The 18797-nt window shown below is 70.2% G+C and carries 8 protein-coding genes; 4 read left to right on the top strand and 4 right to left on the bottom strand.

The annotated features are described in order from the left end of the window. Positions 1-51 precede the first annotated feature (51 nt). The 4 genes from K340_RS0103980 to K340_RS0103965 form a co-directional block, all read right to left on the bottom strand. The gene (locus tag K340_RS0103980; protein ID WP_029135758.1) at positions 52-1767 is read right to left on the bottom strand and encodes an IlvD/Edd family dehydratase; all 1716 of its coding nucleotides are present in this window, start codon (positions 1765-1767) and stop codon (positions 52-54) included. Then, a complete protein-coding gene (locus tag K340_RS27335; protein ID WP_051265020.1) occupies positions 1748-2263 on the bottom strand; it encodes a MarR family winged helix-turn-helix transcriptional regulator in 516 nt (171 codons plus the stop codon). Before K340_RS27335 ends, K340_RS0103980 begins: the two co-directional genes overlap by 20 nt. Then, a complete protein-coding gene (locus K340_RS27330) occupies positions 2260-3975 on the bottom strand; it encodes an MFS transporter (RefSeq protein ID WP_084614076.1) in 1716 nt (571 codons plus the stop codon). The genes K340_RS27335 and K340_RS27330 overlap by 4 nt, the downstream gene beginning before the upstream one ends. Before the next feature lie 162 nt (positions 3976-4137). Continuing rightward, positions 4138-4638, bottom strand: a complete 501-nt coding sequence (locus tag K340_RS0103965) for a glutathione peroxidase (RefSeq protein ID WP_029135757.1) — start codon at positions 4636-4638, stop codon at positions 4138-4140. Positions 4639-4959: 321 nt separating this feature from the next. Between K340_RS0103965 and K340_RS27325 the strand changes: the two genes are divergently transcribed. Genes K340_RS27325 through K340_RS0103945 form a run of 4 tightly spaced genes read left to right on the top strand, consistent with a single transcriptional unit; the run spans position 4960 to position 18705 of the window. Beyond that, complete coding sequence (locus tag K340_RS27325; protein WP_051265018.1) at positions 4960-5544, top strand: DUF4255 domain-containing protein; 585 nt, start codon at positions 4960-4962, stop codon at positions 5542-5544. A 2-nt stretch (positions 5545-5546) separates the two neighbouring features. Further along, a complete protein-coding gene (locus tag K340_RS0103955; RefSeq protein ID WP_029135756.1) occupies positions 5547-7961 on the top strand; it encodes a carboxypeptidase-like regulatory domain-containing protein in 2415 nt (804 codons plus the stop codon). A gap of 2 nt (positions 7962-7963) precedes the next feature. Further along, on the top strand, positions 7964-10570 hold the full coding sequence (locus K340_RS0103950) for a carboxypeptidase-like regulatory domain-containing protein (protein WP_029135755.1): 2607 nt from the start codon (positions 7964-7966) through the stop codon (positions 10568-10570). Next, positions 10567-18705: a carboxypeptidase regulatory-like domain-containing protein gene (locus K340_RS0103945; RefSeq protein ID WP_029135754.1), complete on the top strand. Its 8139-nt coding sequence runs from the start codon at positions 10567-10569 to the stop codon at positions 18703-18705. The genes K340_RS0103950 and K340_RS0103945 overlap by 4 nt, the downstream gene beginning before the upstream one ends. The last annotated feature ends 92 nt before the right edge of the window (positions 18706-18797 follow it).

Here is an 18797-nt window from a genome sequence, read left to right as displayed (position 1 = left end):
GCGACGATCCCGGCCGTCAGCTCCCGGCCGTCAGTTCGCTGGTCGAAGCGGTCAGTGCGATTCCCGCGACACCTGATGGCCGGTCGAGCCGACCAGGAAATCCAGGTCGGCGCCGGTGTCGGCCTGCCCGACAGTGCTGACGTACAACCGTTCCCAACCGCGCAGCGGTTCGGCATACCGGGCGGCCGCGGTCGCTGACGGTGTCCGCCGGGCCAGCTCGTCGTCGTCGATGTCGATGTCCAGCCGCCGCTGCGGTACGTCCAGGACGATCATGTCGCCGGTGCGAACCAGCGCCAGCGGACCGCCGGCCGCCGCCTCCGGCGCGACGTGCAACACCACGGTGCCGTAGGCGGTACCGCTCATCCGCCCGTCGCAGATCCGCACCATGTCGCGCACCCCCTGCTGCAGCAGCTTGGCCGGCAGCGGCATGTTCGCCACCTCCGGCATCCCGGGGTACCCCCTTGGTCCACAGCCGCGCAGAATCAGCACCGAGTCGGCGTCCACCACCAGTTCTGGGTCGTCGATCCTGGCGTGCAGGTCCTCGATCGAGTCGAAGACCACGGCGGGGCCCCGGTGCCGGAGCAGGTGTTCGGACGCCGCGGCCGGCTTGATCACCGCGCCGGACGGGGCGAGATTGCCGTGCAGCACAGCAATTCCGGCGGCCGGCTGGACCGGGTCGGCCCGGGCACTGATGACCTCGCGATCCCAGATCCGGGCCTCGTCCAGGTAGTCGACGAGCGGGCGTCCGGTGACCGTCAACGCCTGCGGGTCGAGCAGGTCCCTGACCTCCGCCAGCACCGCGAGCAGCCCGCCGGCCCGGTGGAAGTCCTCCATCAGCCAGCGACCGGCCGGCTGCAGATCGACCAACAGCGGGACGGCGGACCCGGTCCGGTCGAAATCGTCCTGGGTCAGATCCACCCCGAGCCGGCCGGCGATGGCCAGCAGGTGCACCACCGCGTTGGTCGAACCGCCCACCGCGGCAAGCGTGACGATCGCGTTCAGGAACGACGCCCTGGTGAGCACGGAGCTCGGCCGGCGATCGTTCTCGACCATCTCGACGATCAGCCGGCCGGTCTCGTGTGAGTGCTCCAGCAGCCGGCTGTCGGCCGCCGGCGTGCCGGCCAGGCCGGGCAGCACCATCCCCAGCGACTCGGCCATCAACGCCATCGTCGACGCGGTGCCCATGGTGTTGCAGTGCCCCTTGCTGCGGATCATCGACGATTCGGACTTCAGGAAGTCCTGCTCGGACAATCCGCCCCCGCGTACTTCCTCGGACAGCCGCCAGACATCCGTGCCGCAACCCAGCGGCTGCCCTCGGAAGGTGCCGGTCAGCATCGGGCCACCGGGAATCACCACCGCCGGCAGGTCGACCGAGGCGGCCGCCATCAGCAAGGCCGGGATGGTCTTGTCGCAGCCGCCGAGCAGGACGACACCGTCGATCGGGTTGGCCCGCAACATCTCCTCCGTTGCCATCGAGGCCAGGTTGCGCCAGAGCATCGCTGTCGGCCGGACCAGGGTTTCGCCCAACGAGACCACCGGCAGGTTCAACGGTATCCCACCCGCCTCGTACACCCCCTGCTTGACACTCCGGGCCACCTCGTCGAGGTGCATGTTGCACGGCGTCAGATCCGAGGCGGTGTTGGCGATCGCGATGTGCGGCCGGCCGTCGAACGCATGGGACGGCAGCCCGCGCCGCATCCAGGCCCGGTGGATGTAGGCGTTCCGGTCGGTCCCGGCGTACCACTGGTCACTGCGGTGTTCGGCCATTCGCGTCATCTTTCCCGGTGCCGTCCGCATTCGCCGGTCCGGGCCGTTGTTCGGTGGCCGGCGCGGCGGCCGCGGCGGCCACTTGCTCCAGCGCCTCCAGCGCGTCGGTCAGCCGCCGGCGTTGATCGGGATCCAACCGCGCGAGCAGTTCCCGCACTGTGGCGGTCCGGTCCCTGCGGGTCTGCCGGACGACCGCCCGGCCCTGCCCGGTCAGCTCCACCGACAGCGCCCTGGCATCGCCGGAGCTCGGCCGACGGACGATCAGTCCGCGGCTCTCCAAGGTGGCCAGGATCCTGGTCATCGTCGGCGGCGAAACCCGCTCCACCCTGGCCAGATCGCTCGGCCGGCAGCCGGTCCGCCGTTCGATACTGGCCAGGGTGGAGAAGTGACCCATCGACAGCTCGCCGCTGCTCGGGCGAATCCGCCTGGCGATCTGTCCGACCGCTCTGGCCAGCCGTCCGGCGACGTCCTCGGGCGGCGGAAGCACCTCGCTCACCCGACGCCTCCGCCGCTGACGGTGTTCGGCAGGACCACCGTGGTGTCATCGCGCCGGGTGCCATCGTGCCGGGTGTCATCGTGCCGGGTGTCATCGTGCGGGGTGTCATCGTGCACATACCGGCCGCCGCGACTCAGCGAGGCGATGGCGCCGATCAGTGACATCGCCGCCGCCACCGAGAACACCACCACCAGACCGTGGTGGAACGGCCCGGACACCAACTGCGGGAAGAACTCCTGGCCGGTCAGCGTCGCCGCGTCCGCCGGCGACACGGTGCCGAGCGCTCCGGTCGGCCCGAGCAGGCTCTGCATCGGGTTGTAGCCCAGGAAGGTGGCAAACAGGCTGCCGACCGGCGGCAGCCCGGCCACCTGGTCCGCGGTGGCGGCGGAGATCCCATGGTCCGTCAGCCCGGTGCGCAACGCGTCCGGCAGTGCGCTGGCCAGGCCGACGATCAAGAGCGAGAAGAAGACACCGATGGACAGCGACGAACCCGCGTTCTGCACGGTGCCGGTCACCCCGGAGGCCGCTCCTCGCTCGCCGGCCGGCACGCTGTTCATGATCGCCGATCGGTTGGGCGCACCGAACATGCCGGAGCCGATCCCCGACAACCCGGTGATCAGGGCGAACTCCCAATAGCTGAAATCGACCGGCAGCAGCAGCAAGGCAATGAAGGTGCCGCTGACGATCAGCAGCCCGACGCTGGCGAAGCCGCGGGCCCCGAACCGATCCGACAACATGCCGGACACCGGGCCGGCGATCAGGAACCCGATGGTGATCGGCAACATGTAGATGCCGGCCCACAGCGGGGTGTCCTGGTAGGCGTAACCGTGCAGCGGCAACCAGATCCCCTGCAGCCAGATGATCAACATGAACTGCAGCCCGCCACGGCCGACGGCGGCCAGCAGCCCGGCCAGGTTGCCCATGCTGAACGCCCGGATCCGGAACAGCGCCATGTTCAGCATCGGTGCCGGGGAACGCAGTTCGATGCCGACGAACAGGACCAGCACCAGCGCGCCACCGACGATGGCACCCAGCACCCACGGACTGGTCCAGCCGGTGGAATGCCCGCCGTACGGCTGGATCCCGTAGGTGATCCCGGTGAGCACCGCCGTCAGCCCGACGGCGAAAGCAAGGTTCCCGGGCCAGTCCAGCTTCGCCCCGGTACGGGTACCGGTCTCGTGCAGCGACCGGTACGACCAGACGGTCCCCAGGATCCCGATCGGCACGCTGACGATGAACACCGCCCGCCAGTCGACCACCGCCAGGAACCCGCCGACGATCAGGCCGATGAAGCTACCGGCGATCGCCGCCACCTGATTCACCCCGAGGGCCATCCCCCGCCGGTGGGCGGGAAAGGCATCGGTGAGGATCGCGGTGGAATTGGCGAACAGCATGGCGCCCCCGACGCCCTGCACCAATCGCCAGACGATCAGCCACATCGCCCCCGCCCCGGCCCGGAACGGATCCAGCGACAATCCGATCGACCCGACGGTGAACACCACGAAGCCGAGGTTGTAGATCCTCACCCGGCCGTAGATGTCGCCGAGCCGGCCGAAACTGACCACCAGCACGGCGGTGATCAGCATGTAGCCCATCAGGATCCACAGCAGGTAGCTCACGTTGCCCGGCTGCAGCGGGTTCAGCCCGATCCCGTTGAAGATGGCCGGCAGCGAGATGATCACGATCGACGCGTTGATGGTCGCCATCAGCATGCCGAGGGTGGTGTTGCTCAGGGCGACCCACTTGTCATGCGGGTGGTCCTTCGACAGGAAAGGCGTACGCGTTCTCACGACACTCCGGACGGCGACGGATAGTTGCTATGTGCTAACTAACCAACCCTACGCCGGCGCCCACACCGATCGGCCGCCGCCGCCTCAGCCTGCGTCGATCCGCTCCAGCGACGCCTCGATCGCCGAGATCAGTTCGGGGGCATCGGGTTCGGTCGCCGGCCGGAACCGGGCTACCACCTCACCGGATGGGTCGACCAGGAACTTCTCGAAGTTCCACCGGACGTCCCCGGCCTCGCCCTCGGCGTCCGGCGTTCCGGTCAGGATGCGATAGAGCGGATGCCGGTCGGGCCCGTTCACGTCGATCTTCTGCATCATCGGGAAGGTCACGCCGTAGGTTGCCGAGCAGAAGGTCGCGATCTCCTCGGCGGTGCCCGGTTCCTGCCCGCCGAACTGATTGCACGGGAATCCGATGACCGTCAGACCCTTGCCCTGGTATGCGTTCTGCAGTGCTTCCAGCCCCTCATACTGCGGCGTGAGTCCACACTTCGATGCCACGTTCACCAGCAGCAGGCTCCGCCCCCGGTAGTCCAGCAGGGAGGTCGGCGTGCCGGCCAGGGACGTCAGCGGGAGGGCATAGATGCTCACCGTCGAAGACTACGCCGGATGCGCCGAAGACCCGTGTGCGGACCGGGAATTCGCGCCGTCGGTCCCCTTTCGGGCCACGTCGTCACCCGAACGATCTGCTCGCTTTGGGCCGAATGAGTGGATCATTTCGCATTGGCGCGCTTTGCCCTATTCTCGCAGTATCCGAGCGGTCGAAACGGTCTTCCATCTCCGTCCTCGACATTCGATCCCGCCGCGTTGCGAGGTAATGATGGCGATGTCACAGCGGACGCAGCGGTTGTGCCGCCGCGGCGCTGTGGCGACGGCCCAAGGTCAGCACAGCATTCCGGAACCGGGGGCGCAGTGATCATCCCGACGATCGACTCGGCCCTGGAAAACCTGGTCCGGGCCGCCCTTCCGCTGCCGTCCACGGTCGGCGACGTCTCCTTCGACCCGCCGTCCGGAACCTGGTCGGCGCAGCTGAGCCGGATCACCGTCAACCTGTTCCTGTTCGGGATCGGTCGATCGACGCAGCAGCCGCGTCCGCCTGCCGAACGCACCGTCGACGGGCAGCGCCAGCGACGCCAGCCGCTGCCGATGCTGGACCTGCACTATCTGGTCAGTGCCTGGACCGGCAGCATCCGCGACGAGCACCAATTGATCGGCGACGTCTTCACCTGCCTGTTGGGCATCCAGGTGATGCCGGTCGAGCACCTTCCGGTCGAGCTCGATTCGCGGGTACAGCTGGCCATCGCCTCGCAGGAGAGCAACCGGGCGAAGGACGTCTGGTCGACCATCGGCGGGACCCTGAAACCGTCGTTCGAACTCGTCGTGACGACCGCCGTCGACGGCATGCCGTTCGCGGGTCTGGCCACTCCGGTCCAGCGGATCGAGGCGATGGTCGCGCCCAAGCCGGCGTCGGTTCCCATCTCCGAGTCCCGGGGCTGACGATGCGGGTCAGCGCGGACACAGATCTGATCGACCTCAAGCCCGGCGGCACCGCCGAGGTCGGTCTCGACGTGGTCAACACCGGGCAGGTGATCGACGGTGTCACGGCGCGGATCGTCGGGCTGCCCGATCGGCACGTCAGTACCCGACCGGCGGTGCTCCCACTGTTCCCCGACTCCGCCGGTCGGATGACGCTGGTGGTCGGGGTTCCGAACGAGTTCCCGGCCGGCGTGCATCCGGTAACGGTGGAAGTCCGCTCCCGGCAGAGCGATACCGCGCCCAGCTACCTCGACCTGGACCTCAAGGTCCCACAGTCGGCCGCGATGGAACTGACCTGCCGGCCGCAGGTGGTCCGCACCCACCGGACCGCGCGGTTCGTGCTGACGGTGCACAACCGCGGCAACGTGACCCTTGACGTGTCCCTGCAGGCGACCGATCCGGAACGGGCCGTCGACTGCCGGACCGAGCCGTCGGCGGCGACGGTCCCGGCCGGCGGCGCGGTGGACGTGGTGATCAGTGCCCGTGCTCCGCGGATGCTGCTCGGCAGCGAACTTGACCGGCCGATCAACGTCACCGCAACCGGTCATGTCGTCGCCCCCGGGCGTGCCCCGCGGCTTCCGGTTCCGGTAGGTGCCCCGCTGGACCCGTTGCCCGAGCCCGCCGATTCCGGAACCGGATCGGACGCCGAACCGCTGACCGCGGGCCGGCCGCTGACGGTGCGGCAGCGGCCCTGGCTGACCCGTGGGCTGATGACCGCCTTGATCCTGCTGGCCATCATCGCCGTCTGGGCGGCGGTCTTCCTGTTCGGCATCGGACAGGTCTTCGGGGGCGACCCGTTGACCAAGTCCGCACCCCCGTCGTACTTCGTCGCTCCGGCGCCGGCGCTGGCCGCCCAGCAGAACCCGTCCGACGGTGCGGCGGCCGCGGCGCCGGCCGCTGCCGGGAGGGGCGCGGGAACCGCTGCGGCGGCAGCGGGTCCGGTCCGCGCCGAGGCCCCGGCAGACGCGCTGCCGAAGGACGGCAGCCTGCCGCCGGGGACCGCCGGCGGCATCGGCGGGACGATCACCGCCAAGGCCGACGGCGCTGGCATCGCCCGGATCCTGGTGGAGGCGGTGCGCCCGACCAGTACCGGCAAGCTGGTGGTGGCCAGCTCGGCGGCATCCCAGGCCGACGGCAGTTACGAGATCTCCGGACTGTTCCCCGGCCCGTATCTGCTGCGGTTCTCGGCGGACGGATTCACCCCGGTGTACTTCCCGGGCACCGCCTCCGCCGGTAAGGCGAAGCAACTACAGGTCGGCACCGGATCGGTGATCACCGGAACGGACATGGTGCTGAGCGGAAAGCCGGCCACCATCAGCGGGACGGTCGACCCCGGCGACACCGTTGAACGGCGGGTGACCGTGGTGTCGGCCCGGCCGATCGGCGCCGCCTCGACCAGCAAGCCGGTGGCGACGGCGAAGACCGATGCCGCCGGCAAATACACCCTGAAGAAGCTCCCGGCGCCGGCAACCTACGAACTGTCGTTCACCACCAAGGGTTATCAGGCGTCGAGCGCCCAGGTCACCGTGGACGGCGGGGCCAACCGGATCCAGCCGAATGTGGTACTCAACTCGGGCCTCGGCGAGATCTCCGGGACGGTCACCGACGCCTCTGGCGGCGTCGGCCAGGCGACCGTCAGCACCACGGTCCGGGGGGTCGACGTCACCACCGGCACCCCGACCACCGGCACCCCCGGCCAATTCGTGATCGGTGATCTGCCGACCCCGGCCACCTACGTGCTGACGGTGACCGCCGAGGGCTACGCGCCGAGCAGCGTCGTCGTCGATCTCGGGCCAGGCCAGAAGCTGACCGGGCAGAAGGTCGAATTGGTGAAGGGCACCGGCCAGGTCAGCGGCCGGCTGGTCGCTGCAGACGGCACCGGTCTGGGCGGAGCGACGGTGACCGTCGGCGGCGGCGCCGACCTCCCAGGGACGACCACCCTGACGTCCGGCGAGGTCGGGTCCTTCGCCCTCGACAAGCTGCCGAATCCGGGCTCCTACACACTCACCTTCACGTTGGCCGGATACCTGGACACGACCGTGCCGGTGACCCTGGACGGTGCGAAGGCGATCGATCCGCTCACTGTCACCATGACCAGCTCGATGGGCCGGATCACCGGCCGGATACTGGGTCCGGGCGGCGCCCCGGTCGCCGACGCCACGGTGGTGGCGACCGACGGGATCCGAACCTGGCCGGTCACCTCCGCGGCCAGCGCCGGAGTGGTCCCGGCCGGCGGCTACGTGATCAGCGGGCTCGCCGCCGGCACCTACACGGTGACCGCGACCGGACCCGACGGCGAGCCGCACACCGCGCTGGTCACCGTCGCCGCCGGAAGCAGTGCGACGCAGGACTTCGCCGTCAGCAACGGTGGTGGCTGATCATGCGGGTGCAGGTCGATCCGGAGCGAGTCGAACTCGTTGCCGGGATTCCGTTCGAGATCAGTGTCACGGTGACCAACACCGCCGACATCATCGGCGGCTACCACCTGCGGGTGCTCGGCGCCGACCCGGGCTGGGTCACCCTGGAGGCCGAGAACCTGTCGCTGTTCCCGGACACCTCCCAGACGGTGACCGCCAGGATCGAGATCCCGAACGGGATCGGGGCCGGTGACCGGCGGATCGCCGTTCAGGTGCGCGAACTCACTCCGCCGCAGGCGATCGCGGTTGCCGAGATCGAGCTGGCCGTGCCCGCCCAGGAGGCGCTGCGGCTCTCGCTGTCACCAATGACGGTGATCTGCGGGCACACCGGCCACTTCGGCCTGGTCGCGGAGAACACCGGCAACACCACCATCGCGACCTCGGTGGTCGGGCTCGACCCGGAAGACAAGATCCAGTTCGAAGTGATCCCGCCGGTGCTGCACCTGGCGCCGGGCGAGCATGCCATCGCCGACCTGCGGGCATCGGCCCGGCGGCGTTGGCTGGGCACACCGGTGGTCCGCCCGTTCGGCGTCGCCGCCGCGCCGGCCCGACCGGGCCGGCCTTCGTCAGCGCCGGACGGCACACCCGTTGCGGTGCCGGTGGAACCGCTGGCCAACGGCACCATGATGCAGAAGCCGAGGATCGGTCGCGGCGTGCTGTCGATGCTCAGCCTGCTGGTGGCGGTCAGCGTGTTCGCCACCGTGATCACCATCGCGCTGTCCCGGCTGGTCGGCGTCTCGGCGGCCGATCGCGATCTGGCGCTGCAGGTCGCCGCCGCCGCCGACAACGTCGGCAGCGGCGCCGGGAGCTCGGAGATCGGCGGCACCATCACGCTTCTCACCGGTGCACCGGCGGCCGGCGTCGCCGTGGAGGTGTTCTCCGCAGCCTCGCTGACCCAACCTGTCGCCAGCACGGCCACTGCCGACGACGGCAGTTTCACCGTCGCTTCGCTGCCCGCCGGCGCCTACAAGGTGCGGTTCAGGGGCGCCGGTCTGGCCGAGGTCTGGTATCCCGGCGCGCTCACCGGCGCCGAGGCGAAGGAGATCGACGTGCAGACCGGGGAGAAGTCGCCGGATCTGTCGGTCTCGCTCGGCGGGCTGCCGGCCACCGTCTCCGGTGAGGTGCTCGGCGACGACGTCGCCGGCGCGGTGGTCAGCATCCAGGTGCCGGCCGATCGGTTGCCGGCCGTTGCCGGCTCCAAGGCGGCCGCGCCGGGCGCACTGGTCGACTCGATCCCGGTCGCCTCCGACGGCCGGTTCTCGTTGTCCGACATCGCCTCTCCGGCGGTGTACGAGCTGGTGGTGACCAAGGCCGGCTTCGCCCCCGAGACCCAGCGGATCGATCTGGCCGGCGGCGAGACCAGATCCGATTTGCAGCTGCGGTTGCGCACCGGCGACGGTCTGATCACCGGGAGTGTGATCGGGCCGGACGGGCCGGTGGTCAAGGCCCTGGTCACCGCCACCACGGGGTCGACCACCGTCCAGACGCTGACCCTGACCCAGGGCAAGAAGGGCACGTTCACCGTCCGCGGCCTGGTGACACCTGCCACGTACACGGTGACGGTGACGGCGCCGGGCTTCGGCACGCAGACCTCGACCCTGACCCTGGCCGCCGGTCAGAAGCTCACCGACGTCCGGTTCACCCTGAGCCATTCGGCCGGCACCCTGTCCGGCCACGTCAACACGCTCGCCGACCAGGCGCCGGCCGGCGGGGTCGGCGTGACGCTCACCTCCGGCGACACCACGGTGACGACGGTGACCCAGTCGACCGGCGACGTCGGCGCCTGGATGGTGGCCGGTCTCCCGCTGCCTGGCACCTACACCGTGACCTTCTCCCGGGATGATCTGCAGTCCCAGACCGTTTCGGTGGCACTGGACCGCAACGGCAATCCCAGCACAGGTGCCGGCGGCATCACCGTCGGGATGACGTCGGCGTTCGCGGTGGTGTCCGGCACGGTCAGTCAACGCAACGCAGCGGGTGGATCGTCACCGGGCGGCGAGGCCGTCATCACGCTGTCCTCCGGTACCGACACCTACACCGTTTCCAGTGCCTCCGTCCCAGCCGCTGGCGCCGGCAAGTACCTGATCGCCGGCGTGAAGCCCGGCACCTACACGCTGTCCGCCAGCCGGCGTGGCACCAGCCCGACGACGGTGACGATCACGCTGATCGCCGGACAGAGTCTCACCTACGACCCGGTGCTGGTACCGGGTGCTGGGATCTCCGGCCGGATCACCGATCGGACCGGCGGCTCTGTCGCCGGTTTGCAGGTGGACCTGTTCGAATCGTCGCAGTACCCGGCGCAGGTCTACCGGAGCACGGTGACCGATGCCAAGGGCGACTACGTGTTCGAGAACGTCGACGCACCGCAGGCCTACGTCGTGCAGGTCAGGTCGGCGACCGCCGGCGCGCTGGGATCGGCCACCCTGGTGCTGCCGGCCAGCAAGGCCGGCGTGCTGAACCTGACCGTCGAGTCGACCACGTCCGTCGGCGACGGCAACGTCTCCCCGACCACCGCAATCCCGCCACCGGCCGCCACCGGAACGGCCGGCAGCACCGGAGGGACACCGTGACCGGCCCTTCCTCGCGCCCGACGTCCCGAGCCGACGCCCCTGAGGTCCGGGTCGCGCCGCAGATCGCCTGCTCGGCCGGTCGGACCAGCATGGTCGATGTCGGTGTCCGCCACCGCGGGTTCACCCCGGCCATGCTCACGGTCACCGTTCTCGGGCTGGACAGCAGCTGGGTCGCCGAGCCGATCCGGATCGGGCCGTTGCAGCCGGGCGAATCCGTCCAGTTGGCCATCGCCGTCAGCCCGGAACGCGGATCGCTCAGCGCGCTGTACCCGTTCGTGATCGCCGCCGAGATCACCCCGATCCGCCCCGGCGGGACCACGCCGCCGCCGGGCGCCGGCTCGGCCCCGGTACTGGGGATCGCCGAGTCGACCCTCGCGGTCGACGGTCGGGAAAGGGTGACGCTGGCCATCGACCCGTCCACCTCCGAGGCGGTCAACAGCCGGAAAGTCCAGCTGCACATCACCAATCCCGGCCGCCGCGATCGCTCGCTGTCCCTGTCCGCCGAGGCTGCGCACGGCGTGTGGGTGCACCTGCAGGACGACACGGTCCTCGCCCCGGCCGGACGCACGGTCAGCGTGCAGGCCCGTGTCCGGGTCCGCCGGCCGCGGCTGCTGACCGATGGTGGGGTGCACAGTTTCGCCCTCACCGCCCGCGGCGACGGCGCCCCCGAGCGGGTCGACGGCACGCTCAACGCCCGGCCGCTGATCCGCGGCGCGGCGATGAAGATCGCCGCGGTCGCATTGGTGCTGGCCGTCTGGGCGGCCGCCGCGCTGCTGTTCATTCCCAAGCTCTCCGACCAGTTCACCGCCCGCAACACGGTGCCCAACGCCACCTCCGGCGCGACCGCCCCCGGCACCGGCACCGGCGGTTCGGGCACCGGTGGCACCACCGGCGCCGGCACCTCCGGGTCGGGCGCCGAGGCCACCACCGGTGCCGGCGGCGCCGGGAGTGGCGCGGGTGCAGCACCGACCACCGGGCAGTCCGGTGCCGGCACCGCGGGCGGCGACAAGTCCGGCGGCAACGACGGCGGCAAGGGCGGCGGCAGCAAACCCGGAACCACGTTGTCCGGCACGGTGTCCGGTGCCGCGCCGGCCGGTGTCCAGGTCGGCCTGCGCCCGACCAGCCTGATCGAGGCGGCCGACGTCCAGGCCGCCCCGGCACCGGGCGACACGGCCACTGCGGACATGCTCCGGGCCGGCTCCGGGGCCTTCGGCAAGATCCCCGCCGAGGCGGTCCGGCTGGCGCCGGAGGGACCCGACGGGGCCCAGTCCACCGAGACCGACGCCGATGGCACCTTCGCCATCGGCGGCATCACCGGACCTGGCTACTACCTGCTGACCCTAGCGAAGGCCGGATTCCAGACCCAGCGTTTCATCATCAACTCCGCAACGCTGGCCGCCGGGGTGCCGTTGGACGTCGCCATGGTCGCCGGCCCCGGACGCCTCACCGGAACCGTCACCGGGCCGGACGGTCCGGTCGGCGCGGCCGAGATCAGCATCACCGACGGGACGGTGTCGCTGGCCACCTCGACCGTGTCGCCGCCGACCGGAACGACCCGGGGCGCCGCCGCCGGCGCCCCGGGAACCTGGACTGCGGACGGGCTTTCGACACCGGGCACCTATCTGGTCACCGCGTCCGCACCCGGGTTCGGCACCACCTCGCACCTGGTGACGCTGACCGCGGGCGGCGCGGGCAAGGTCGACCTGACAATGAAACCGGGTGTTGCCGCCGTTACCGGCACGGTTTCGGGTCGCGACGAACTGGGCCGGGTCGGTGGACTCGGCGGCATCGGCATCACCATCACCAACGGCGGCATCACCCGCACCGCGACAACCGTCACCACCGGTCCGGTCGGCGCCTTCGTCCTGCCCGACCTCCCGGCGCCCGGCGAGTACACGATGACGATCTCCGGCGCCGGCTTCACCGATCAGGTCAGGACCGTCACCATCCCGCCGGACACCGGGCAGGTACGGGTCGACGTGTCCCTGGCGGCGGCGGCCGGCGTCGTGACCGGATCGACGGTCGGCGACGACGGCGGCGGCCTCGAAGGGGTCGGTCTGACCTTGACCGGGGACACCGTGTCGTACAAGACGATGAGCACCTCGGCCCCGGCCGGGCGGTTCCGGTTCTCCGGCGTGGCCCCCGGCACCTACCTGCTCAGCGCCTCGACCTTCGGCCGGGCGCCGGCCTCCACCACCGTCACGGTGACCGCCGCCGGGACGGCGCAGGCCGATCTGCGACTGCCCGCCGACGCGGCGATCGAACTGGCGGCCACCGCGCACATCCAGGGTCGGGTCGTCGACGCCTCGACCGACAGCGCACTCACCTGTGACCGTTCACCGGTGCCGGATGTCGAGTGTCGGGTCAAGGTCACGGTGCCGGTCCCGGTTGATCCGGCCGACGACAACGGCAAACGGGACGTGGTACCCACGACCGCCGGACCCGCCGAGGACTACGTCATCCCGGCCAAGAACGACCCGAAGCACCGCGGCCTGGTGGCCGGGCTGTACACGTTGACGATCTCGGCGCCCGGCTACGAAACGACCACCACCCAGGTCCAGGTGGCCGAGAACCAGATCACCGTCGCACCGCAGATACGGTTGCAGCCATTGGGTCTGATATCCGGCACGATCACCACCCACGTCGGCTCGCCGTCCTCACCGAGCTGCGTGATCGCCGTTCCGGCCGGCACCAAGGCTCCGACATCGTGCACGCCGAGCGGCAAGTCCTGCAGCGTCCCGGGCGGCGCGCCGGTGCGCTGTTCCCTGGTCGCGGCCAAGGACGGCAGCTATCAGATCGTCGGGCTGCTGCATGGCAGCTACCAGGTCGGGGTGTTGACCACCGACCGGGAGTTCCTGCCGGTGGCCACCTCCACCGTGCAACTGCAACTGGGCGGCGACGCCCGGTACGACGCCGTGCTCGACCGGCTGGGTCGGGCCACCGTCACCGTGTTGACGCCGGACCTGAAGACGGTCGCCCTGACCCCGCAACCCGGTGCCGCCGTCACCTTCACCCCCACCGGGCAGGCACCGCCGCCGTTCGCCATCGGACGGGCGGGGACCACCGGGCCGGCCGGCACGCTGCAGGTGGGCGGGTTGAACGGTACCTACACGGTGACCGCGAAAGCCGGTGGCAGCGCCCGGATCAGCCTGCCGGTCGGGCTCAACCAGACCGAGTCGGTCACCATGGTGTTGACCTCACCGATCGGGGCCGTTGTCGGCCGGGTGACCACATCGGTGGACGGACGAACCGTGAGCGTCGGCGGCGCGAAGGTCACCGTCAGCGGCGTCGTCGGGTTCGACGGGCAGACCCCGGTCACCGGCGCGGGCACGGTCACCACCGCAGGCAACGGATGTTTCGCAATCCTGCCGGCTAACTGGCCGGCCACCGGCGGCCCGGCGTTGACCAGCCCCGACTGTCCCTCGGTGCCCAGATCGGCGACCGCGGTGATGTCGGATCCGGACGGCACACCGGCCTCCCTGGTGGTGCTGCCGGTGACCGTGGGCGTCGCGGCCGCGGACACCAGAACCAAGGAGTACCAGGCGACCGCGACGCTGGTCGGCGGCAGCGGTCCGGTGAAGAACCTGCCGGTGGTGATCGTGGACGCCAGCCCGTCACCGGTCGGCTCCCAGGCCATCAGGCAGGAGTTGCCGGAAGGCGACCCGCTGGTCTCGATGCTCGATGCCAAGGTCACCGTCACCCGGGCGCCGGCCGGCGCCGGGGCAGTCACGGTGCGCAGCGACAGCGGCGGCAACCTGACCTTCACCGACGCCTCCCTCGCCGCTCCGGGTCAGGCCGTTCCGGGCCGCTACTCGCTGCATGTCGAACAGACCGGCTTCGTCAGCGGTGACGCAGACCTGTTGTGCGCGTTGGGAAAGACCTGCGTGATGGTCGCCACCGGCACCTCGACGCCCGGCCCGCTCCGGCTGCGGCAGCTGGCGAAGATCAGCGGCACGCTCCGGGTCCCGGCGCCGCTGCCCAGCGGAGTCGATTCCAACGACCTGCTGACGACGTTCGTCAGCACCACAGCCACCGGCGTCGGCGCCATCACGGTCTCGGTCGGCGATCCGAACGCCGTCCGTGGAGACGGCGACGCGATCGTCGCCTATACCTACGCCTTCAACTTCCGGGACGACGCCCAGCCAAGGGATGGCCTGGCGGCCCAGGGGAGCTACACCTTCCAGTTCAATCTGAACGGCTACGCCGGAGCCACCGTCACGATCAAGTGCGGCGCCGACTTCGTGGCCGGCTGCGACCCGGTCAACCGCACCCTCAAGCCCTTCCCCCGGCTGGCGGCGGGAGCGACCGTCAGCACCAATCCGGCCGGACTTCCGGCCGGCGCGACGAAGGTCAACGTCATCCCGCCGGACGGCGGTTCGGTCGACGTCGGCGTCGACCCGACCACCGCCGCGCTCAGCTGGAAACAGGATGACCTCCCGCCCAACGTGATCCGTCCGGGCACGTACCGCGTCTCGGCCATCCTCGCCGGCTTCGACCAATCCTCTGGCGCCACCTTTGTCTGCGGGGGCGACAGCTCGACGTGCGACCCGCACGTCGAGATGACCCAGCGCACCGACCTGAAGTTCGACTTCATCAATTCCGCCGGCAATCCGGTTCCCGACGTCCTGGTCACGCTGACCGGCAACACGCTGACTGCCCCGGCGAAGGCCAGCACCACCGCGATCGGGAACACCGTCACCATCAAGGGAATGGTCGCGCTGCCGACCGCGACCTATCTGCTGCACACCCAGGCCGCCGGCTACAAGTTCGACGTCGACTACGACCGCAACTCCCCTGCCGTGCAGTGCGATGCCGCCGGCAGCACCGGGCTGATCCCGCACCCCGGCGGCACCACCACCTGCACCGTGCGGCTCACCGCGATCGGCTCGATCAGCTTCGCCACCGTCGAGTCGGTCACGCCGCCGGGCCAGGCTCCCTTCACGAACGCGCTCGGGTCCGTCGCGGTGGCGCTCCGGGCGGCGGACGCCGACGGCAATCCGGTGGCCGGCTCGCCGACGTTCAGCGGCGTGACGAATGCTTTCGGTGGCCTCGTACTGACCGGGACCAAGGTCGACGAGGGGCTGCTCGCCGGCCGATACCTGGTGACGGCAACGAGATCTGGCCACGGGACGGCGACCGGCACGGTGCTGCTGTCGGGCAATCCGGGCGGGACCTACGGCCTGTCGGACGCCACCGGCGACCTGACCATCACCGGCGGGGCACTGCAGGTCACCCTGCCGATCAACCCGGTACCGGTGCAGATCGTGCTCGCGTCCGTCGACGACCCGACCAAGACACCCATCATGCAACCGATGACGGCGACCCTCTCCGGTCCCAACGGCACCTACACCTGCAACTACCAGAAGGGCCAGCTACCCAGCTGCGCGACGGAGGGTGACGACGCGGCCATCGACTTCCCGGCGGTGAATCCAGGCACCTACCAGGTACAGGTGGCACCGCAACCGGACCTTCCACTGTTCAACCCGGTGAGCACCCAGATCGAGGTGCGAGAAGGGCAGACCACTCCGTTGCTGGTGCAGCTGTTCCTGCAGTTGAAGACGAACAACCAGCGGGTGGTGGTGAACGGGCCGGGCGGTGTGCCGCTGACGGGGGCGGCCACCGTCGACCTGATGCAGTACGACGTCAACGGATTGTTCGTGATCGCCAAGGACTTCGGCGGTGATCCGCTGGAACTGAACTGGCCGCCGGCCGGCCCGGCGACCGAACTGCAATTCACCGGCATTCCCGACGGCTTGTACTACGTCCAGGTGACGGCGGCCGGTTACGACACCTTCGTCAGTCCGCAGATCACCCTGATCCGGGCGGCCAACCCGGCACCGTCGCTGGTGACGGCGAACCTCACCCGCGCCGCCCGGACCGTCGACCTGACCGTGCAGACCACCGCCAAGGGGCCGGCCGGTGCGACCACGGCGAATCTGGCCGGCACCGAACTGACCCTGACGCAAACCGCGGCAGCGGTCGGCCAGCCGGTGGATCCGCTGACCGGTATTCCGGTGGCCGGGGCGCCGGCCGGGCCGTTCACCGCCTCCTTGAACCAACCGCTGGCCACCGGGGATTGGCAGCCGACCACCACGAAACAGACCGGCATCGACGGCGCACTACCCGCTCGATTCCGGGCCACCGGCAGCACGTTCACCGTCACTGCCACCACCGGCGGCACGACCCAGAGCCAGACGACGCTGCTCCACCAGGGGTTGGCGACACTGACGGCGTCGTGGAACAAGACCGACTGCACGGACCAGTCGCCGATCAACGGGACCCTGCCGATCACGGTGACCCGCACCGACGGCACCAACGCCTCGGTCACTGTCCAGGCGACGGTCAGCGGAAACAGCGCGACGGCGAACGTGTTGCTGCCGGCCGGAACCTACAGCTGGGCGCCGGATCTGACCGGCCTCGGCGACGGTTGGACGGCACCGTCCGGTGGCTTCCCCGGTTTCACCATCGCCGTCCCGAACGGCGCGGCCGCCGGTTCCGTCGACCCGAAGGCGGTGTCCGGCACGCTCGGGTTCACGGCGGCGGCGGTTACCGCGACGCTGACCCTCGACGGCAGTCCCGGTAGCGGATCGGTAAGGGCCTTCCAGGGAGCGGCTCCCGGCCCGACCGACCCGACCTTGTCCGTTGGCACCCCGACCTGCCTGAGCCCGGGAGCCTGGAAATTCAGGCTGGCCGGTGCCAACGCCCATCTAGACGACGAGTCGGTGACGCTCGACGCCACCAAGAACAACACGGTGGCCTTCACCGGTTACTCGTTGATCCCGCGGGTCGCGCTTGCGGATGTGGCCAACCGTGCCCCGGACTCGGTCGCTCGGGCCATGTCGGTCACCGTGACGAGCGGTGGGACAACTGTTTTCGCCGGGTCGGTCACCATCCCCAGTGGTCAGTCGGCGGCCAACGGGACCACCCAGATCGTCCCGACGGGTGCCTACTCGCTGGCCGCCACCAACCCGGTCGCCGGCGACGTCTTCGCCGCCGCCGCGACCGCCGGCAGCCTCACCATCGCCGACGGCTCGACCAACCACACGATCACCGGATCCTTCGGCTACACCGCGTCCACCCTGAGGTTGACCACCAGCGTCGCGGTCTCCGGCAACCTTCCGGCCGGTGCCACCGTCGAGCTGTTCCCGGCCGATCCGAATCACGCCAGTTGGCCGACCGTCGCTGCCAACGGCGCGGTCGTGCTGTCCGACGTCACCCCGGGTACCCGGGCGATCATCGTGCACTGGCAGTCCGGCGGCACATACTACCAAAAGGTGTTGCCCGATCACGTGTTCCCGGCGGGCATCTCGGCGGACATCCCGGTGGTACTGGACGCAACGACCACCGCCACGATAGCGCTGACCGTCGACGGTCCGGCGGCCGCCGTCACCGGAGCCACCGTCCGGCTCATCCCGGCCGACCCGGCCAACCCGACGCTGCCGACGGTCCGGTCCGACGGCACCGTCCTGCTCACCGGCATCACCCCCGGCACCTACGACATTGCGGTGAGCCGCACCAGCGGCGGCACTTCCTACCTGGACGTCCTGGAGGATCAGGTGCTCACGGCCGGACCGCCGCAGGCGTTGTCGGCCACCCTGACGGCGACCACCACCGGCACCGTGATCGTCCGCCCGGTCGGCAACGGCGCACCGCTGCCGGCCGGCAGTACGGTGACGCTGCTGCCGGACAACGGGTCGGCGGGTTCAACGAAAACCGTTGACTCGCACGGTAATGCCATGTTCACCGGGCTCTCCCCGACTCCCAACTACCACGTCGCGGTGAGCGGTTCGGTGGGCGGCACGGTCTATTCGGTCGTGGCGGCCGGCCAGTCGGTGAACGCCGGGCTGACGGTACTCACCCCCACCGCGGTCGCCCAGACCACCGCGACTGCCGCGACAGTCCTGCTGCAACCGACGTCCGGAACTCAGAAGGTCTTCACCGGCATCACGGTCACCGAGGGAGCGACCGCCATCACGGTCACCAGGCTCACCGGTCTCTATCTGGAGTTGAGTGCAGCCACCGGTGCCCACACCTACAAGCTGGCCTGGACGAGCGCCGGGAAGGACTACACCGGAACGGCAACGGTGACGGCGACGGCCGGCATCAACGGCGTGAAGGAGGTACCGATGACCTAGGTCCCGGCCGGCCCGTGAGCTGCAGCCGACCTCAGGCGTAGCGGGGTTGTCCCGGCCGACCTGTGAGACAAGCCCGCTCCCGCACGCGTAGC

The organism is Nakamurella lactea DSM 19367, assembly GCF_000426645.1.
GTDB classification, from domain to species: Bacteria; Actinomycetota; Actinomycetes; order Mycobacteriales; family Nakamurellaceae; genus Nakamurella; species Nakamurella lactea.
The sequence above is the reverse complement of the archived record's forward strand: the minus strand, read 5'-3'. Positions and strand labels throughout refer to the sequence as shown.

Excerpts from the sequence above, each read along its gene's own strand:
- K340_RS0103955 (WP_029135756.1), top strand. The coding sequence starts at position 5,547 with ATGCGGGTCAGCGCGGACACAGATCTGATCGACCTCAAGCCCGGCGGC.
- K340_RS27330 (WP_084614076.1), bottom strand. The coding sequence starts at position 3,975 with ATGCTGATGGCGACCATCAACGCGTCGATCGTGATCATCTCGCTGCCG.
- K340_RS0103980 (WP_029135758.1), bottom strand. The coding sequence starts at position 1,767 with ATGGCCGAACACCGCAGTGACCAGTGGTACGCCGGGACCGACCGGAAC.
- K340_RS0103950 (WP_029135755.1), top strand. The coding sequence starts at position 7,964 with ATGCGGGTGCAGGTCGATCCGGAGCGAGTCGAACTCGTTGCCGGGATT.